This window comes from Ciceribacter lividus, from assembly GCF_003337715.1.
Classification (GTDB): domain Bacteria; phylum Pseudomonadota; class Alphaproteobacteria; order Rhizobiales; family Rhizobiaceae; genus Allorhizobium; species Allorhizobium lividum.
On record NZ_QPIX01000013.1, the window covers coordinates 48,825 to 64,058 of the forward strand.

Sequence of the window (15,234 nt, forward strand, 5' to 3'; positions counted from 1 at the left end):
TCATGCTCCGTGAAGGGTGTCGAGTTCGGCGTAGTCGGGAATGGCGTGCTCGATGATGCGACCGCTCCGGATGACGGTTCGGTCAGATTGGGGGCGCGACAGGAATTCGCTCCAGCGTCTGGCTTTGAAGACAACAAGATCGGCGGCGGCTCCGACCGCAATGCGGCTCTTGTCCTTCCGGCCGAGGATGTCAGCGGGGGTCGCGGTCACGATCGAGGCCGCATCGGTCAGCGGATGGTCAAGATGGAGGAACCGCACCGCCTCTCGGAAGACTTCCACCGAATCCAGATCGCCATAGGCATAGAACGGATCGCGCGTATTGTCGGAGGACACGGCCGTGCGGACGCCGGCGGCGCGCAACTCGTTGAAGAGCGTAACACCGCGCCAGCGAGGCGTCAGGCCGGCATGCCTGTCTTGCAGATACATGTTGCACATGGGTAGCGAAACGACGGCGAGATTGGCTTCGGCGACCAGATCCACCGTTCGTTTCGCCGTTTCCTCGTCCTGCCGAGCCAACGAGCAGCAATGGCCGACGGTAACCGTTCCTTGAAAACCATTCCGGATTACGGCTTTCGCAATCGAGGCCAGGGTCAGGACTTCGCGGTCAGCGGTTTCGTCGACATGGAGATCGACATCCACGCCAATGTCGGAGGCCGTCTGCAGAAGCTGGTCGAGTTCTGCATCAAGGTTCGGCCCCACCTGCGTCAGTCCGCCAAGGATGCCGCCAGTTTCCGTCAGGACGGCCACGAGATCGCGGAAGAACACCTCGTCCGCCATCGCATAAAGTGGAAAGAGAGCTGCCGCCTGAAGGTCGATCCTGCCCTTCCAGCGTTCCCGCATCTCCTGCACGATCGGGAAGGAAATGCGATGCTGGGGATTGAGCGAGTCGATATGTGTGCGGATGAGCGACGTGCCGTGCGCATAAGCGCAGCGGAGGGAGAAATCCATGCGTCTTGCGACGTCTTCGGCAGACCAGTTCGCCTCACGGTCCGCCTGCACAGCGTCCAGTGCTCCGGGAAAGCTGCCGTCGGGGTTGGGATTGCGCTCCCAGATATGACCCTTGTCGAGATGGGTATGCATATCTGTGAAGCAGGGCCAGACCATACGCCCGCCGAGTTCGACCGCAGGAAGTTCGGAATTCGCCGCGCCGGCAGGCAGAATCTCCGCAATCACACCCTCCCGGATTACGAGGTCGGCGCTGGCGAGCCCTTCCTTCGGTGCCGGCAGCCTTGCGCTCGTCGCCGCCTGCGGCACGGTCGCGCCTTTCAGCACGTAGACTGGTGATCCGGGTAGTTCCGCGCTTGACGTCACGTTTCAGTTCTCGCGCTTGAGGTTGCTCTCATGCCAGCGATGCAGCACGAGCCAGGAGATGAAAGAGGTTGCGGCAAAGATTGCGACCCCCAGCGCCGAGAGCAGCAAAAGGGCTGCAAAGAGCCTGGGAATATTCATTCGGAACTGCGATTCCAGCAGGCGGAAGGCGAGACCGGAAGATGCGCCCGCCGAGCCTGCCGCAAACTCCGCCACCACGGCGGCGATGAGCGCGAGCCCGCCGCCGATCCTGAGGCCCGTCATGAAATAGGGCTGGGCTGCGGGTATCTTCAGATAGACCAGCGTCTGCCAACGCGACGCGCCATAGAGGTCGAAAAGGTTCAGGAGATTGTGATCGACGCTCTTCAATCCCTGAACCATGTTGGACAGGATCGGGAAGAAGGCGACGAGAAAGGCGCAGATGAGCAGCGCCACCTGCGTGGTCGGCGCATAGATGAGAATGAGCGGCGAGATCGCAACGATCGGCGTGACCTGCAGGATGACGGCGATCGGGTAGAAGGCGATTTCAATCCAGCGGGACTGCACCAGAAAGATCGCAAAGCCGCCCCCGCCAATCAGGGCCAGGGCCAGCGACATCAGCGTGATCTTCGTCGTCACCAGAAGGGCGGGAAACAGAAGACCCCAGTCGCCGATCAGGGCGGCGACGACCGCGCCCGGACTGGGAAGAATATAGGGCGGGACGCCCGACCACATCACGCCAAGATGCCAGATCAGCACCAGCGCTACGACCATCAGCAGGGGAACGGCGATGCGCAGCGCTAATTCCCTGCCGCGTCCGGCTGTCATGTTCGGTTCAGGTGCGGGGCTTGTCATCAGTGGCCCTCCGGGGCGTCACCCATGGCTTCGAGCAACATCGCGGAGACCTTCTCGCAGGCCTGGCGATAATCTTCGGAACTGCGATAGAGCGCGTCGCGCTCGCTTGCCGTCACAAGCGGGAAATCCGCATGAACGCGGCCGGGCCGCGCCTTCATCACGACGATGCGGTTGGACAGATAGGCGGATTCGAAAACGGAATGGGTCACGAAGATCACGGTGATGCCGGTCTTGCGCCAGAGATCGAGAACGTCGTCGTTGAGCTTCTGCCGGGTGATCTCGTCCAGCGCGGCAAAGGGCTCGTCCATCAGCAGAAGGCGTGGCTTGGTGACCATGGCCCGGGCAATCGAGACCCGCATCTTCATGCCGCCGGAGAGCTCGCGCGGATAGGCATTCGCGAAGTCGCCGAGGCCCACGGCGGATAGCGCTTCCATGATCGGGGTTGCAGCCGCCTTCTGGGTGACCCCGCGCAGCCGGAGCGGCAGATAGACATTTCCGAACACCGTCTGCCAGGGCATCAATGTCGGCTCCTGGAAGACGAAACTGATATCGCCCTCCGGCAATCCCTTCGAATTGATGCGGGAACTCGGCCAGTCGATGGAGCCGCCGCTGACGCCGCCGAGACCGGCGATGATGCGCAACGCCGTCGATTTGCCGCAGCCCGAAGGACCGAGCAGGCTCAGGAATTCGCCACCGCACACCGTCAGCGACATGTCCTGAAGGGCGAGCGTACCGTTGGAGAACTTCTTGGTCACATGGTCCATCACGACGAGCGGGCGGGTATGGGCCGTTGTCGCGACTGGTTTGGCCGCCTGAGCGTTCATGCCATCAACTCTAAGCTGGATCTGGTCTCTCCGTTCCCGAACGATCGGGAACGGAGATTTGCTCTTGCAAATTACTTCTTGAGGGACATGCCGACGCCCTTGCAGACAAACTGCGTGGTGAAGGCCTTCTTGTAGTCCATGCCTGCGTCGAAGAGCTTGATCTTGACCATCTCATCGAAGAACTTCTTGTACTTCTCGTCGGTCATGCAGCCGATGCCCTTGGTTAGAGCCTCATCCGATTCCAGAATGCCATGCTCCTTCATCTGGGCGATGGAGAAGGCGATCTGCTCATCGGTCATTTCCGGATTGTCTTTCTTGATCAGATCATTGGCCGCCTTGTTGTCGCCGTAGAGATAGTTGTACCAGCCCTCGATCGAGGCATCGACGAAGCGCTGGACCAGGTCCGGATTGGACGCGATCAGGTCGGCCTTGACCGACACTGTGGTCGAATAGGGGCTGAAGCCATTGTCGGCGAGCAGGAATACCTTGGGCTTCCAGCCGGTCTCTTTTTCAACCGCATAGGGTTCTGAGGTCAGATAGCCCTGCTGCACCGACTTCTTGTCGGCGATGAACGGGCCGGGATTGAAGTTATAGGGCTTGTACTGCTCGTCCTGGAAGCCCTTGAAGTTGACCTTCATCCATTCGAAATAGGTGAGATACCCGTCCTTGCCCATGAAAATGGCGCTGGCCTTGGCCAGATCGTCGAACGTCTCGATGCCCTCGTCGGGATGGGCCATCAGGACCTGCGGGTCCTTCTGGAACATGGCGGCGACATCCACCAGTGGAATGTCCTGCTTGACCGCGTTGAGCGAACCCATTTCGCCGCCCATGTAGAATTCGATCTTGCCGGAAATCAGAAGTGCGCTGTTGGCGGCGTTCGGGCCACCCTGCACGATCGTCACGTCCAGCCCGTGCTTCTTGTAAGTGCCATCGGCGACGGCCTGGTAATAGCCCCCATGCTCCGGCTCGGCGAGCCAGTTCGTTCCGAAGGAGACCTTGTCGAGCGCGTGCGCGGGGAGGCTCGCCGACAGGCAAACTGCCGCTGAGGCGGCGAGAGATTTGAGGAAGTGCGACATCAAGACTGTTCCCTGCTTTATCTGGAAGGCGCTTTTGCGCTGCAGCAGGATAGTGCGCTGGCGTTACGCTCTTTGAAAAGCATCAAAATTCGTTCGCATTGATGCCTTTTTGCGCTATGTCAGGAAGCGCTCCGCTTACAGGAATCGAGAAAAGGAACACAGGTGCTTCATTCTCGCAAACTGCTTTACATCGACGAAATTGCCCGCACTGGGTCCATTCGCAAGGCCGCGGCCAAGCTGAATGTTGCCTCCTCCGCCATCAACCGGCAGATCATCGAACTCGAGGACGAAATCGGCGCCGCCTTGTTCGAGCGCCTGCCGCGCGGCCTGCGCCTGACCTCGGCGGGTGAGCTTTATGTCGAACATATCCGCGACGTCATCAAGAGCTATCAGCGGCTCGAGTCTCGCGTCAAAGCCCTGAAGATGCCGGACGCGGGCAAGGTGCGCATTGTCACGACGACCGGGCTTGCCGCCGGTCCGATGCCGGTGATCGTCTCGAAATTCCTGGCGCGGCATCCGCGGGTCAAGATATTCATACGCAATGACATCGGCTCCGGGACCACGCTCAACCCGGTAAGCGTCGGAGAGGTGGATATCGGCATCGGCCTCAACATTCCGGCGTCTCCGGGCATCCGTACGCTGGCCGTGTTCGACGTGCCGATCGGCGCAGTCCTGCCGCCGGGACACCCGCTTGCGCGGCAAGCCCAGGTCAGCCTCGCCGAACTGCTTCAGGAGCGGCTGGTTCTGGTGATGAAGTCTCTGAGCCTGCGCGAGGTTATCGACTTTGCCTTTGCACCTCTCTCCGTTCCGGTCGAGCCCGTCATCGAGACGAACACGACGGAGGCGGTCAAGCAGTTCGTTCGGGCGGGGGCAGGTGTCTCGCTCATGAACCCGCTTGATATCATTCATGAGTGTGAGCGGGGCGAGCTCGCCTTTCGGCCGCTTTCCGATCCGCATGTGAAAGTGCAACAGATGAAGGTTTTCGCGCGTGCGCGTACCCCGCTCGACAGTGCCACAAGCCTCTTCGTCGAGTTCCTGCTTGCCGAACTGTCATCGCTGCTCGCCAGCCTTTCGGCGCAAGGCGTCAAGAGCGTCGGGCCGGGCGTCAATCTGGACGAATAGGCAGGGATCTATTTCGGCGAGTAGAGATTGCTCAACGGGTAGGCCTTCACATCATGAAGAAGGTCGACGAAGGCGCGCGCGATATGGCCTGCGATCTTCTCGCCCTTTTCCGCCGTGCCGGCGGCGGCATTGCCGACGACGCCGAACGGATTGAGGTCATGCGCGATCCAGGCGACCGAATGTGGCGGTAGCGGCTGAAGATATTTCGTGTTGCTGGCCATCCACTCGGCCTTGGACCGGAAATCATCCGCGTTTTCCATCTTCACCAGATCGGGACGGAAGTGGAGCATCAGCGAGGTCTCCACCTCGCCACCGTGAATGCCGTATTTCTGTTCGTCGGGCGACAGAACCAGGTCGTCAGGATAGCCAAAGCGAGTCCATTGCGTGGCGACCGCCATCATACTGAAGCGAACGCGCATTTCGCGCGAAACGATGCTCATGATGTCGAGATTGCCGCCATGGGAGTTGACCATCACCAGCTTGCGTACGCCTGCTTCCGCCACCTTCTGCCCGATCGTGGTCCAGGCCTCGATCAGGAGCCCGGCCGGAAGCGACAGGGTGCCGGGGCCGTAAACATGTTCGTTGGCCTTGCCGATCTCCTGCGTCGGCAGCACAAGCGCCGTCAGGTCCTGCGGCAGGATGCTGCGTACTTCGGCAAGCATTCCGTTTGCGATCGTCACATCGGTGGAAATCGGTAGATGCGGACCATGCTGCTCGGTGGAGGCCAGCGGCAGGATGGCAATCGTCTCATCCGGGTTCAGTGATTTGAAGTCATAGGCGGTCAGTTCGTTCCAGTAGAATGGTCGTGCCATAGAGGTTCCTTCCCGCGCTGTTGACCTGCATTGAATCACTGCAATGGCTGCACTGCCGACTGTCGATGCAAGGAGGTGGGGCGTCTCCACCCCTTCCAAGTCACGCCAGCCCTCGCGAGGTCCGATGCCAAGAACTTCGTATAAAGCCGCAGCTTGTCATCGGAAAAGCATCAATTTGCGCCGATAGCGATGCCTTTTTTAGAGCAATCTCTGTTCAAGGGAGACGTATTCGAGGCATCGCCAAGTTGTTTGACCTCCGCGCTTCGGTTATCGAGACGAAATAAAACTACCGAGCGTTTCCCCGTCTGGAGGGGTTTCGTTTTCCGCGTGAAGTTGTCGCCTGCGCTGTGTGGGCCTATCACCGGTTTGCCTTGAGCACGGCGGATGTGGGAGATCTTCTGGCGGAGCGCGGGCGTCATTGTCAGCCGGGAAACCGTGCGGCTTTGGATCAGCCGCTTTGGTCGTCATTTTGCCGGCAGTACTCGCAGGAACCGGCCAAAGCCAAACGACAAATGGTGCCTCGATGAGGCCGTCATCATGATCGGCGGAAAGAAATTCTGGTTATGGCGGGCCATTGACGCCGATGGTGACGTGCTCGACGTTCCGGTTCAAGCTCTTAGCTGAGAGTCGGACTCGAAAAGCTCTCAGTAGTAGCAATACCTTGCAAGACGCCGGGTCATAAGGCGGATGTGGGCGATCATGACCCAGGCCTCGGCTGAAGCTATGGATTTTTCGACGTCCCTGGCCAGTCCGCGGCATCTGCCGAGCCAGGCGAAGGTCCGCTCTACGACCCAGTGGCGCGGCGGGACTTCGAAGCCTTTCGCCTTGTCTGAGCGCTTGATGATCTCGACCGTGAAGCGCCCGATTTTCTTCAGTCGCCGCTTCAGTTTGTCGCCGGAATAGCCGCCATCGGCAAAGACATGCAGCAACCATGGCCACCTGTGGCGGATGGATTTCAGGAGATCGGGAGCACCATCTCGATCCTGGATGTCGGCGCTGTGCACCATGAGGCCGACCATCAGGCCGAGCGTATCGACAATGATATGGCGCTTGCGCCCTTTGGTCTTCTTGCCCGCGTCATAGCCTCGTATGCCGCCGCTTTCCGTGGTTTTCACGCTCTGGCTATCGATCACACCGGCCGTCGGACTTGCCTCTCTACCCTCCAGCTCGCGGGCTTCCATCACCAGATGATGGTTGATGTGCGCCCAAAGTCCCAGCGCCCGCCATTCATAGAAATAACGCTGGACGGTTGAACAGGGCGGGAAATCCTTCGGCAGCATGCGCCACTGGCAACCGGTCGTGGCGATGTAAAGCAGCGCATTCACTACCTCGCGCAAATCCGTGGTCCGGGGACGACCCAAGGGGCGGGGCATCGGCAGAAAGGCTCCACAAGCGCCCATTCCCGATCCGTCATGTCGCTTGCGTAGCGTGCCGTTCGCCAGGCATATTGCCGACGGGTGATTTCGCTCCAGGCCATCATGTTCTCCATCGGATTTCGCAAATCCGAAGGACTCATAAGCGCTTGAAATCACATACCTCTTTTTGAGGTGGCCTCTAAGTGGGGGAGCATGTCCGTGCCTTTCGGGGGCTAATTCACTGAGCCCGTCATTCTCCCGGCTCGGTCGAGGCGGGAAGGCAGTTGTCAAAAGTTCAGCGGCGCATTGTCGACCACTTCCTTCATCACGAAAAAGGTGCGGGTCTGACGCACGCCGGGTAGCGCGATCAGCTGTGTGCCATGGATGCGGTTGAAATCTGCCATGTCACGCACACGGATCTTCAGGAAATAATCAAAATCGCCCGCAACCAGATTGCAGTCCAGTACGAAATTCAGCTTGGCGACCGCCTTTTCAAAGGTGCCGAAGCTTTCCGGCGTCGAGCGATCCAGCACCACGCCGACCATGACCAGCGCACCGCGGTCGACCTTCTGCGGCTCGACCATGGCTCTGACCGACTTAATGTAACCCTCCTCAAATAGCCGCTGGGTGCGGCGATGGCAGGTCGCGGCACTGACATCGACCAGTTTCGCCAGTTCGGCATTGCTGAGCCGCCCGTTGTTTTGCAGCAGTCGGAGCATTTTCAGGTCGATGCGGTCCAGTTCCGATGTCATGAAAGATTCTTCCGAAAATAACGATATAGATGAAAGTTATGTATATTCTTTCTGATCCATGAAAGGATATCACGAAATATCCGGTTCAAATTAGAGAGCACCTTTCATCCATGCGATGGTAGCGTTTCCCCCGTGTCACAGCAAGCAGAAGGGGATCCCATGCTGGAGAAATTCGAGCGCTATCCGCTCACATTTGGTCAGACCCATATCGAGAAGCTGGAGCGGCTGTCCGAGCATCTCGGCGGCAAGGTCGAGCTCTATGCCAAGCGTGAGGACTGCAATTCCGGTCTGGCCTTTGGCGGCAACAAGCTGCGCAAGCTGGAATATATCATTCCCGACGCGATCGCTTCCAATGCCGATACGCTGGTCTCGATCGGCGGCGTACAGTCCAACCATACCCGCATGATCGCCGCCGTCGCCGCCAAGATCGGCTTCAAGTGCCGGCTGGTGCAGGAAAGCTGGGTGCCGCACGAGGACGCCGTCTATGACCGCGTCGGCAATATTCTGCTGAGCCGGATCATGGGAGCGGATGTGCAGATGGTGGACGAGGGCTTCGACATCGGCATTCGCCAGAGCTGGGAGGAGGCGATCGAGGACGTCAAGGCCAAGGGCGGGAAGCCCTATCCGATACCGGCCGGGGCATCCGTGCACAAATATGGTGGCCTCGGTTATGTCGGCTTTGCCGAGGAAGTGCGCGCGCAGGAGGCCGAACTCGGCTTCAAGTTCGACTATATCGTCGTCTGCACGGTGACCGGATCGACCCATGCCGGCATGACGGTCGGCTTTGCCAAGGATGGCCGCGAACGCAATGTCATCGGTATCGACGCCTCCTTCACGCCGGCTCAGACCAGGGCCCAGGTGCTGGAGATCGCCCGGCGCACTGCCGAACTCGTCGAACTCGGCCGGGATCTGACGGCGGACGACATCATCCTGATCGAGGATTATGCCTATCCGGTCTACGGCGTGCCGTCCGACGAGACCAAGGAGGCCATCCGCCTCTGCGCCCGGCTCGAAGGGATGATCACCGACCCGGTCTATGAGGGCAAGTCGATGCAGGGCATGATCGACCTGGTCAAGAAGGGCTACTTCCCGGAAGGCTCCAAGGTACTCTACGCCCATCTCGGCGGCGCCCCGGCCATTAATGGCTATGCCTACACGTTCCGCAACGGTTGAACACTAGCCACGCCGTTCGGCGGGATGATCGTTCCGCCGAACGGCGCAGACATGGGAACGGGATCCGAGCAGAGCAAGGCGAAAAGCCGCCGGCGGATCCTCATCAGGCGTGAACGCGTGACTGGGAGTCGACCGTGACAAGCACCGATATCGCAATTCTGAAGTCCATCGAGAAGCAGGTCCTGTGGCTCGCCTGCTGGATGATCCACAACGCCAATCACCTGCGCGAGAAGGGCGAGGTCAAGGTCGGCGGGCATCAGGCCTCCTCGGCCTCGATGGCCTCGATCCTGACGGCGCTCTATTTTCATGCGCTGCGCCCGGAAGATCGCGTTGCGGTCAAGCCGCATGCCTCGCCGGTGTTTCATGCCATCCAGTATCTGATGGGCAACCAGACGCGCGAGAAGCTCGAGAATTTCCGTGGCTTCGGTGGCGCGCAGTCCTATCCGAGCCGCACCAAGGATATCGACGATGTCGATTTCTCCACCGGTTCGGTCGGCCTCGGCGTCGCCGTCACCGCCTTTGCCTCGATGGTGCAGGACTATATCGCCGCCAGACCCTGGGCGCAGAAGCGTCCACTCGGGCGGATGATCGCCCTGGTCGGTGATGCCGAACTGGATGAAGGCAATGTCTACGAGTGCCTGCAGGAAGGCTGGAAGCATGATCTGCGCAATGCCTGGTGGGTCATCGATTACAATCGCCAGAGCCTCGACGGCGTGGTGCGCGAAGGTCTGTGGCAGCGCATCGAGGCCATTTTCAAGGCCTTCGGCTGGGATGTCGTCATCGTCAAATACGGCGCGCTGCAGAACGCCGCGTTCGCCGAGCCGGGTGGAGCGCGCCTGAAGGACTGGATCGACGCCTGCCCGAACCAGCTTTATGCAGCGCTGACCTTTCAGGGTGGGGCCGCGTGGCGGCGTCGGCTGCTCGACGAGATCGGCGACCAGGGCGATGTCACCGCGCTGATTGAGCGCCGATCCGACGCCGAACTGGCCGAACTCATGAACAATCTCGGCGGCCATTGCCTGGAGGCGCTGACCGATGTGTTCGACAGTATCGACCACGACCGGCCGACGGTCTTCCTGGCTTATACGATCAAGGGCTGGGGCACGCCGCTTGCCGGTCACAAGGACAATCATGCCGGCCTGATGACCACGAACCAGATGGCCGAGTTCCAGTCGGCAATGCAGGTTGCGCCCGGAACGGAATGGGACCTGTTTTCAACCATGGCCGACAGCAGCGATGCAAGGGCCTTCCTTTCCCGCGTGCCGTTCTTCGAGCCGGGGCCGCGACGCTTCAAGGCGGAGCGCATTGCGACAGAGGGGCCGGTCCTGCTGGAGGACCGCGTTCTGTCCACCCAGGCCGGCTTCGGCAAGATCCTCGACGCTTTGGCCAAGACCGACACGGCACTCGCCGACCGCATCGTGACCACCGCCCCGGATGTCACCGTCTCGACCAATCTCGGCCCCTGGGTCAACCGGCGTGGCCTGTTTGCGCGCGACGCGCGGGCCGATACCTTTCGCGACGAGCGGGTGCCGTCCGCGCAAAAATGGCATTTTTCGCCGGAGGGGCAGCATATCGAACTCGGCATTGCCGAGATGAATCTCTTCCTGCTGCTGGCCGCCGCCGGCCTTTCGCATTCGCTGTTCGGCGAGCGCCTGCTGCCGATCGGCACGGTCTATGATCCCTTCATCTGCCGCGGTCTCGATGCACTGAACTATGCCTGCTATCAGGATGCCCGTTTCATGATCGTCGGCACGCCGTCCGGCATCACGCTTTCGCCGGAGGGCGGCGCGCATCAGTCGATCGCCACACCGCTGATCGGCATCAGCCAGGACGGGCTGGCGAGTTTCGAGCCGGCCTTCCTCGACGAACTCGCGATCATCATGGACTGGTCGTTCGACTATATGCAGCGCGATGGCGACGGTCAGCCGGACGAGCGCACCTGGCTGCGCGACGAGACGGGCGGTTCGGTCTATCTGCGGCTGACGACACGACCGCTCGAACAGCCGGCGCCGCGTGGCGGTCCGGCTTTCCGCCAAGGCGTCATCGATGGCGGCTATTGGCTGAAGCCGCCGGGGCCGAATGCCGATGTCGTGCTGGTCTATCAGGGTTGCATCGCGCCGGAAGTGATCGCGGCCGCCGGGCTGCTCGGCGAGAGCCGACGGGATATCGGCGTGCTGGCTGTGACATCCGCGGATCGCCTGAACGCCGGCTGGACCGCGGCCCAGCGGGCGCGGCGCCGCGGCGTCAGTCGGGCGTCCGGCCATGTCGAGACCTTGCTCGCCGGCCTTCCGTCCCATTGCACCCTGGTCATCGTCACCGATGGACACCCAGCGGCGCTTGCCTGGCTGGGTGCCGTTCGCGGCCACCGGACGATACCGCTCGGGGTGGAGCATTTCGGCCAGACCGGCACGGTGCAGGACCTCTATCGGCACTATGGCATCGACAAGGCGGGTATCGTCAGGACGGTGTCGGGGTTGACGCGAGGGGCTGCGGTTTCCGAGCTTCTGCTATGCCCATGAGGTTCGGCGAGGCGGCTGCCCGAAATCGGCGGCAGGTTTCACGAGGCTTGCCGGTCGGCGATCTCGCGCTCTCCGCTCATCGATTGGCGGTATTCCTCATAGATACTGCCCTGGACACGGATATGGTCGCGCATCACGGCATCGGCGCGCGCCGCATCGCCGGCTTCAAGGGCCAGCAGGATTTCGCGATGTTCCATCATCGACCGAGACAGGCGGTCGCCGAAGGAGAGCTGCGCCTGCCGGAAGGGCTTGAGGCGCCGGTGCAGGTTGGCGGCCTCCTCAGCCAGGAAGCCGTTGCCGGATGCCTCGTAGATCATGGTGTGAAACGTAGCGTTCTCGGCATAATAGCGCTTGTAGTCCTGCGCCTGAAGCGCCGCCTCGCAGGCGGAGGCGGCTTTGCGCAGAAGCAGCAGTTGTGCCTTGGTGATGCGGCCGGCCGCCAGCCGCGCGCACCAGGCTTCGACCTCCGCCATCACTTCGAACATTTCCACAAGACGGGTGAAATCGGGTTGGCGCACGAAGGCGCCGCGGTTGGGAATGAGCTCGACCAGTCCGGTGGCCGACAGAAGACGCAGCGCCTCACGAAGGGGCGTGCGCGATACGCCGAAATCCCGGGCGAGGCGCATTTCGTCGAGGCGCTCGCCATCCTTGAAATGCCCCTCGGCGATCATCGTCTCGATGCGCTCGTAAAGCACGTCGGCGGTCGGCGTTTTTGATGCGGGTGAATTCATATCGCTCCTCCACACGCATTGTCGTGTGATCCGGGGGATTTGACAAGCGGACGTATGCAATAATCGTGATGTGTGTGCAATCTAATAATATTGTATACAAAGAATAAGAATGGAGTACAGTATAAATAGCTGTCAAGAAAGCCTAAATAATAGGCAAAATCAGAGGGAACGAGAATGAAACTGACAATGACGGCGGCTACAGTCGCTCTTCTGCCCGCATTCCTGTTTGCCACCGCGGCCTGGGCCGGCAAGGCGGACGATACGGTCTCCATCGCGTTCGCGAAGGAACTCGAGCATGTCGATCCCTATTTCAACACCGCGCGCGAGGGCATCCTGCTCGGAAATGCCGCCTGGGACGGCCTTCTCTGTCGCAATCCGGCAACCGGAGAGTATGTCGGCAATCTGGCGACCAGCTGGACATGGGTGGATTCCACAACGCTGGAGCTCACGCTGCGAGAAGGCGTCAAGTTCCACAACGGCGAGGCCTTCGACGCCGATGATGTCGTCTACACGCTGAACTTCACCATCGACCCCAAGAACGGCGCCAAGAACAAGGTGGCGACGGGATGGATCAAGCAGGCCGTAAAAATCGACCAGTTCAAGGTGCGCATCCTCACCAACGGGCCATTCCCGGCCGCCCTCGAATATCTGGCCGGCCCGGTCATCATCCATCCAGATGAATACTACAAAGCCGTCGGCCCGGCCGGCGTCGCCACCAAGCCGATCGGCACGGGTCCCTACAAATTCGAGAGCGTCGAACCCGGCAAGCATTTCGTGCTGAAGCGCAACGAGGACTATTTCGCCGCCGCCAAGCCGAAGGCCAAGGTCGGCACTATCGATATTCGCACCATCCCGGACATCAACACGCAGATGGCCGAGCTTTTCAACGGCACGATCGATCTGGTCTGGCAGGTGCCCTCCGACCAGGCCGGCAAGATGGCGGGCCGGGACGGCTTCCAGGTGATCAATGCCCCGACCATGCGCGTCGGCTATCTCTCGCTCGATGCGGCCGGTCGCTCGGGCGACAAGAACCCGATGACGAATCTCAAGGTCCGGCAGGCGATCTACCATGCGATCAACCGCGACGGTATCGTCGAAGCGCTGATGAAGGGCACGACGGAAGTGATCAACAGCGCCTGCTCGCCCAGCCAGTTCGGCTGCGACAAGGCTGTTACGACCTATGCCTACGATCCGGCGAAGGCCAAGGCGCTGCTGGCGGAAGCCGGCTATCCCGACGGTTTCGAGATTGAACTCTATGCCTATCGCGACCGACCGCTGGCCGAAGCGATGATCGGCATGCTGGCCGAGATCGGCGTCAAGGCCAACCTCAACTACATGCAATACGCGGCGCTGCGCGAAAAACGCATCAAGGAAGGCGTGCCGATCTCCTTCTTGACCTGGGGTTCCAACTCGATTGCCGATGTCTCGGCCATTACCAGCGAGTTCTTCACCATGGGCGGCGAAGATGACGCCCGCGACAAGAGCCTGTCCGATCTGCTGGAAAAGGCCGATTCCTCGATCGATCCGGCCGAGCGCAAGACGCTCTATACCCAGGCGCTGTCGGTGATCGCCGACAAGGCCTATTGGGTGCCGTTGTGGAACTACTCCACCAACTACGTCATGAGCGGCGAAATCGCCTTCACCCCGACCCCGGATGAGTTGGTCCGCTTCTACGAAATCGGCTGGAAGTAACATCTGTATCCCTGGGCCGGGAGGCTGTTCAGCGGCGCCCGGCCCGGATTCGAGCTTCTTGTTTTAGAGGCATGTCGAGATCGCGGAGCCGCAAGGCCGCCTGCTTGAGGGTTTCAGATGTTGAAATTTGTCCTGACCAAGATTGGCATGGCGGCGCTGGTTGCGCTGACGGTGTCCTTCATCAGTTTCATTCTTCTGTTCATGGCCGGCGATCCGGCGATCGCCATTGCCGGCGAGGGGGCTTCAGGAGAGGTGGTCGCGGCGATCCGCAGCCAATACGGTTTCGACCGGCCATTGCTCGTTCAGTATGCCGACTGGCTGATGCGCGCGCTCTCCGGTGATTTCGGCATGAGCTACTATTTCAAGACCCCGGTCTCGGGCATGATCGCCGAACGGCTGCCTGTCACCATGACCATCGGCTTTCTCGGCATGAGCTTCGCCCTGCTGCTCGCCATTCCCATGGGGGTTGTGGCCGCCGCCTTTCCCAACACGTTGATCGACCGGCTGGCGCTCGGCGTAGCCGTCGTCGGACAGGCGATCCCGAGCTTCTGGTTCGGCCTTATCCTGATCGTTGTCTTCTCGGTCAATCTGGGATGGGTGCCGGCCTCGGGAACGCGGCAATGGACCGGCTATATCCTGCCGATGATCGTGCTCGGCTACTTCGCGACGCCGGCTATCATGCGGCTTACACGGGCGGGCATGCTGGAAGTGCTGTCGGCGGACTACATCCGCACGGCAAGAGCCAAGGGCATCAAGCCACGCCGGGTTCTGTTCAAGCACGCGCTGCGCAATGCCATCATCCCGGTGGTCAGCCTGGCGGCGGTGCAGCTCGGCTTTATGTTCGGCGGGTCGGTCGTGGTGGAAACCATCTTCGCGCTGCATGGTGCCGGTTACCTCGCCTGGGAATCGATCTCCCGTAATGATCTGCCGACGATGCAGGCGCTCATCCTGATCTTCGCGATGTTCTACATCGCTTTCACGTTCCTCGCCGATGTCTTGAACGCATGGCTCGATCCCCGCTTGAGGACTGCCTGAC

At 60.8% G+C, this 15,234-nt stretch carries 13 protein-coding genes and 1 pseudogene; 6 read left to right on the plus strand and 8 right to left on the minus strand.

Annotation, left to right across the window (positions count from 1 at the left end; all coding sequences use genetic code 11):
• The 4 genes from DFR48_RS19370 to DFR48_RS19385 form a co-directional block, all read right to left on the minus strand.
• Entirely contained in the window at positions 1-1,311 is a 1,311-nt protein-coding gene (locus DFR48_RS19370; protein ID WP_114364872.1) for a cytosine deaminase, read from the minus strand.
• Between the two features lie 3 nt (positions 1,312-1,314).
• On the minus strand, positions 1,315-2,142 hold the full coding sequence (locus DFR48_RS19375) for an ABC transporter permease (RefSeq protein ID WP_114364873.1): 828 nt from the start codon (positions 2,140-2,142) through the stop codon (positions 1,315-1,317).
• The gene (locus DFR48_RS19380) at positions 2,142-2,966 is read right to left on the minus strand and encodes an ABC transporter ATP-binding protein (RefSeq protein ID WP_114364874.1); all 825 of its coding nucleotides are present in this window, start codon (positions 2,964-2,966) and stop codon (positions 2,142-2,144) included. Before DFR48_RS19380 ends, DFR48_RS19375 begins: the two co-directional genes overlap by 1 nt.
• A 71-nt stretch (positions 2,967-3,037) precedes the next feature.
• Entirely contained in the window at positions 3,038-4,042 is a 1,005-nt protein-coding gene (locus DFR48_RS19385; protein ID WP_114364875.1) for an ABC transporter substrate-binding protein, read from the minus strand.
• 162 nt (positions 4,043-4,204) lie between these two features.
• Between DFR48_RS19385 and DFR48_RS19390 the strand changes: the two genes are divergently transcribed.
• Positions 4,205-5,164, plus strand: coding sequence for a LysR family transcriptional regulator (locus DFR48_RS19390; protein ID WP_114364876.1), 960 nt, complete (start codon positions 4,205-4,207; stop codon positions 5,162-5,164).
• 8 nt (positions 5,165-5,172) lie between these two features.
• On the opposite strand, the gene DFR48_RS19395 is transcribed toward DFR48_RS19390, so the two are convergent.
• Complete coding sequence (locus tag DFR48_RS19395; protein WP_114364877.1) at positions 5,173-5,976, minus strand: creatininase family protein; 804 nt, start codon at positions 5,974-5,976, stop codon at positions 5,173-5,175.
• Between the two features lie 305 nt (positions 5,977-6,281).
• On the opposite strand from DFR48_RS19395, the pseudogene DFR48_RS19400 reads away from it, so the two are divergent.
• Positions 6,282-6,588, plus strand: a pseudogene (locus tag DFR48_RS19400) (IS6 family transposase); the annotation flags it as partial.
• Positions 6,589-6,620: 32 nt separating this feature from the next.
• Here DFR48_RS19400 and DFR48_RS19405 read toward each other — a convergent pair.
• Together DFR48_RS19405 and DFR48_RS19410 are read right to left on the minus strand one after the other, a co-directional pair.
• A protein-coding gene (locus tag DFR48_RS19405) for an IS5 family transposase (protein WP_245415667.1) occupies positions 6,621-7,453 on the minus strand; the annotation gives its coding sequence in 2 pieces (ribosomal slippage) (positions 6,621-7,354 and positions 7,354-7,453; 834 coding nt in all).
• A gap of 165 nt (positions 7,454-7,618) precedes the next feature.
• Positions 7,619-8,083 (minus strand): Lrp/AsnC family transcriptional regulator, encoded by a 465-nt coding sequence (locus DFR48_RS19410; protein WP_114364878.1) that lies wholly within the window; start codon positions 8,081-8,083, stop codon positions 7,619-7,621.
• A 159-nt stretch (positions 8,084-8,242) separates the two neighbouring features.
• On the opposite strand from DFR48_RS19410, the gene DFR48_RS19415 reads away from it, so the two are divergent.
• Complete coding sequence (locus DFR48_RS19415; protein ID WP_114364879.1) at positions 8,243-9,256, plus strand: 1-aminocyclopropane-1-carboxylate deaminase; 1,014 nt, start codon at positions 8,243-8,245, stop codon at positions 9,254-9,256.
• Between the two features lie 200 nt (positions 9,257-9,456).
• Positions 9,457-11,775: a transketolase-like TK C-terminal-containing protein gene (locus DFR48_RS19420; protein ID WP_114364916.1), complete on the plus strand. Its 2,319-nt coding sequence runs from the start codon at positions 9,457-9,459 to the stop codon at positions 11,773-11,775.
• A 38-nt stretch (positions 11,776-11,813) separates the two neighbouring features.
• Here DFR48_RS19420 and DFR48_RS19425 read toward each other — a convergent pair whose 3' ends face one another.
• On the minus strand, positions 11,814-12,506 hold the full coding sequence (locus DFR48_RS19425) for a GntR family transcriptional regulator (RefSeq protein ID WP_114364880.1): 693 nt from the start codon (positions 12,504-12,506) through the stop codon (positions 11,814-11,816).
• 174 nt (positions 12,507-12,680) lie between these two features.
• On the opposite strand from DFR48_RS19425, the gene DFR48_RS19430 reads away from it, so the two are divergent.
• Both DFR48_RS19430 and DFR48_RS19435 read left to right on the plus strand, forming a co-directional pair.
• Positions 12,681-14,198, plus strand: coding sequence for an ABC transporter substrate-binding protein (locus DFR48_RS19430; protein WP_114364881.1), 1,518 nt, complete (start codon positions 12,681-12,683; stop codon positions 14,196-14,198).
• A gap of 117 nt (positions 14,199-14,315) precedes the next feature.
• On the plus strand, positions 14,316-15,233 hold the full coding sequence (locus DFR48_RS19435; protein ID WP_114364882.1) for an ABC transporter permease: 918 nt from the start codon (positions 14,316-14,318) through the stop codon (positions 15,231-15,233).
• Position 15,234 lies beyond the last annotated feature (1 nt).

What these genes read in the sequence shown, in the direction of transcription:
- DFR48_RS19435 (WP_114364882.1), top strand. Translation starts at nt 14,316, where the DNA reads ATGTTGAAATTTGTCCTGACCAAGATTGGCATGGCGGCGCTGGTTGCG.
- DFR48_RS19420 (WP_114364916.1), top strand. Translation starts at nt 9,457, where the DNA reads ATGATCCACAACGCCAATCACCTGCGCGAGAAGGGCGAGGTCAAGGTC.
- DFR48_RS19430 (WP_114364881.1), top strand. Translation starts at nt 12,681, where the DNA reads ATGAAACTGACAATGACGGCGGCTACAGTCGCTCTTCTGCCCGCATTC.
- DFR48_RS19380 (WP_114364874.1), bottom strand. Translation starts at nt 2,966, where the DNA reads ATGAACGCTCAGGCGGCCAAACCAGTCGCGACAACGGCCCATACCCGC.
- DFR48_RS19425 (WP_114364880.1), bottom strand. Translation starts at nt 12,506, where the DNA reads ATGAATTCACCCGCATCAAAAACGCCGACCGCCGACGTGCTTTACGAG.
- DFR48_RS19395 (WP_114364877.1), bottom strand. Translation starts at nt 5,976, where the DNA reads ATGGCACGACCATTCTACTGGAACGAACTGACCGCCTATGACTTCAAA.
- DFR48_RS19410 (WP_114364878.1), bottom strand. Translation starts at nt 8,083, where the DNA reads ATGACATCGGAACTGGACCGCATCGACCTGAAAATGCTCCGACTGCTG.
- DFR48_RS19385 (WP_114364875.1), bottom strand. Translation starts at nt 4,042, where the DNA reads ATGTCGCACTTCCTCAAATCTCTCGCCGCCTCAGCGGCAGTTTGCCTG.
- DFR48_RS19375 (WP_114364873.1), bottom strand. Translation starts at nt 2,142, where the DNA reads ATGACAAGCCCCGCACCTGAACCGAACATGACAGCCGGACGCGGCAGG.
- DFR48_RS19415 (WP_114364879.1), top strand. Translation starts at nt 8,243, where the DNA reads ATGCTGGAGAAATTCGAGCGCTATCCGCTCACATTTGGTCAGACCCAT.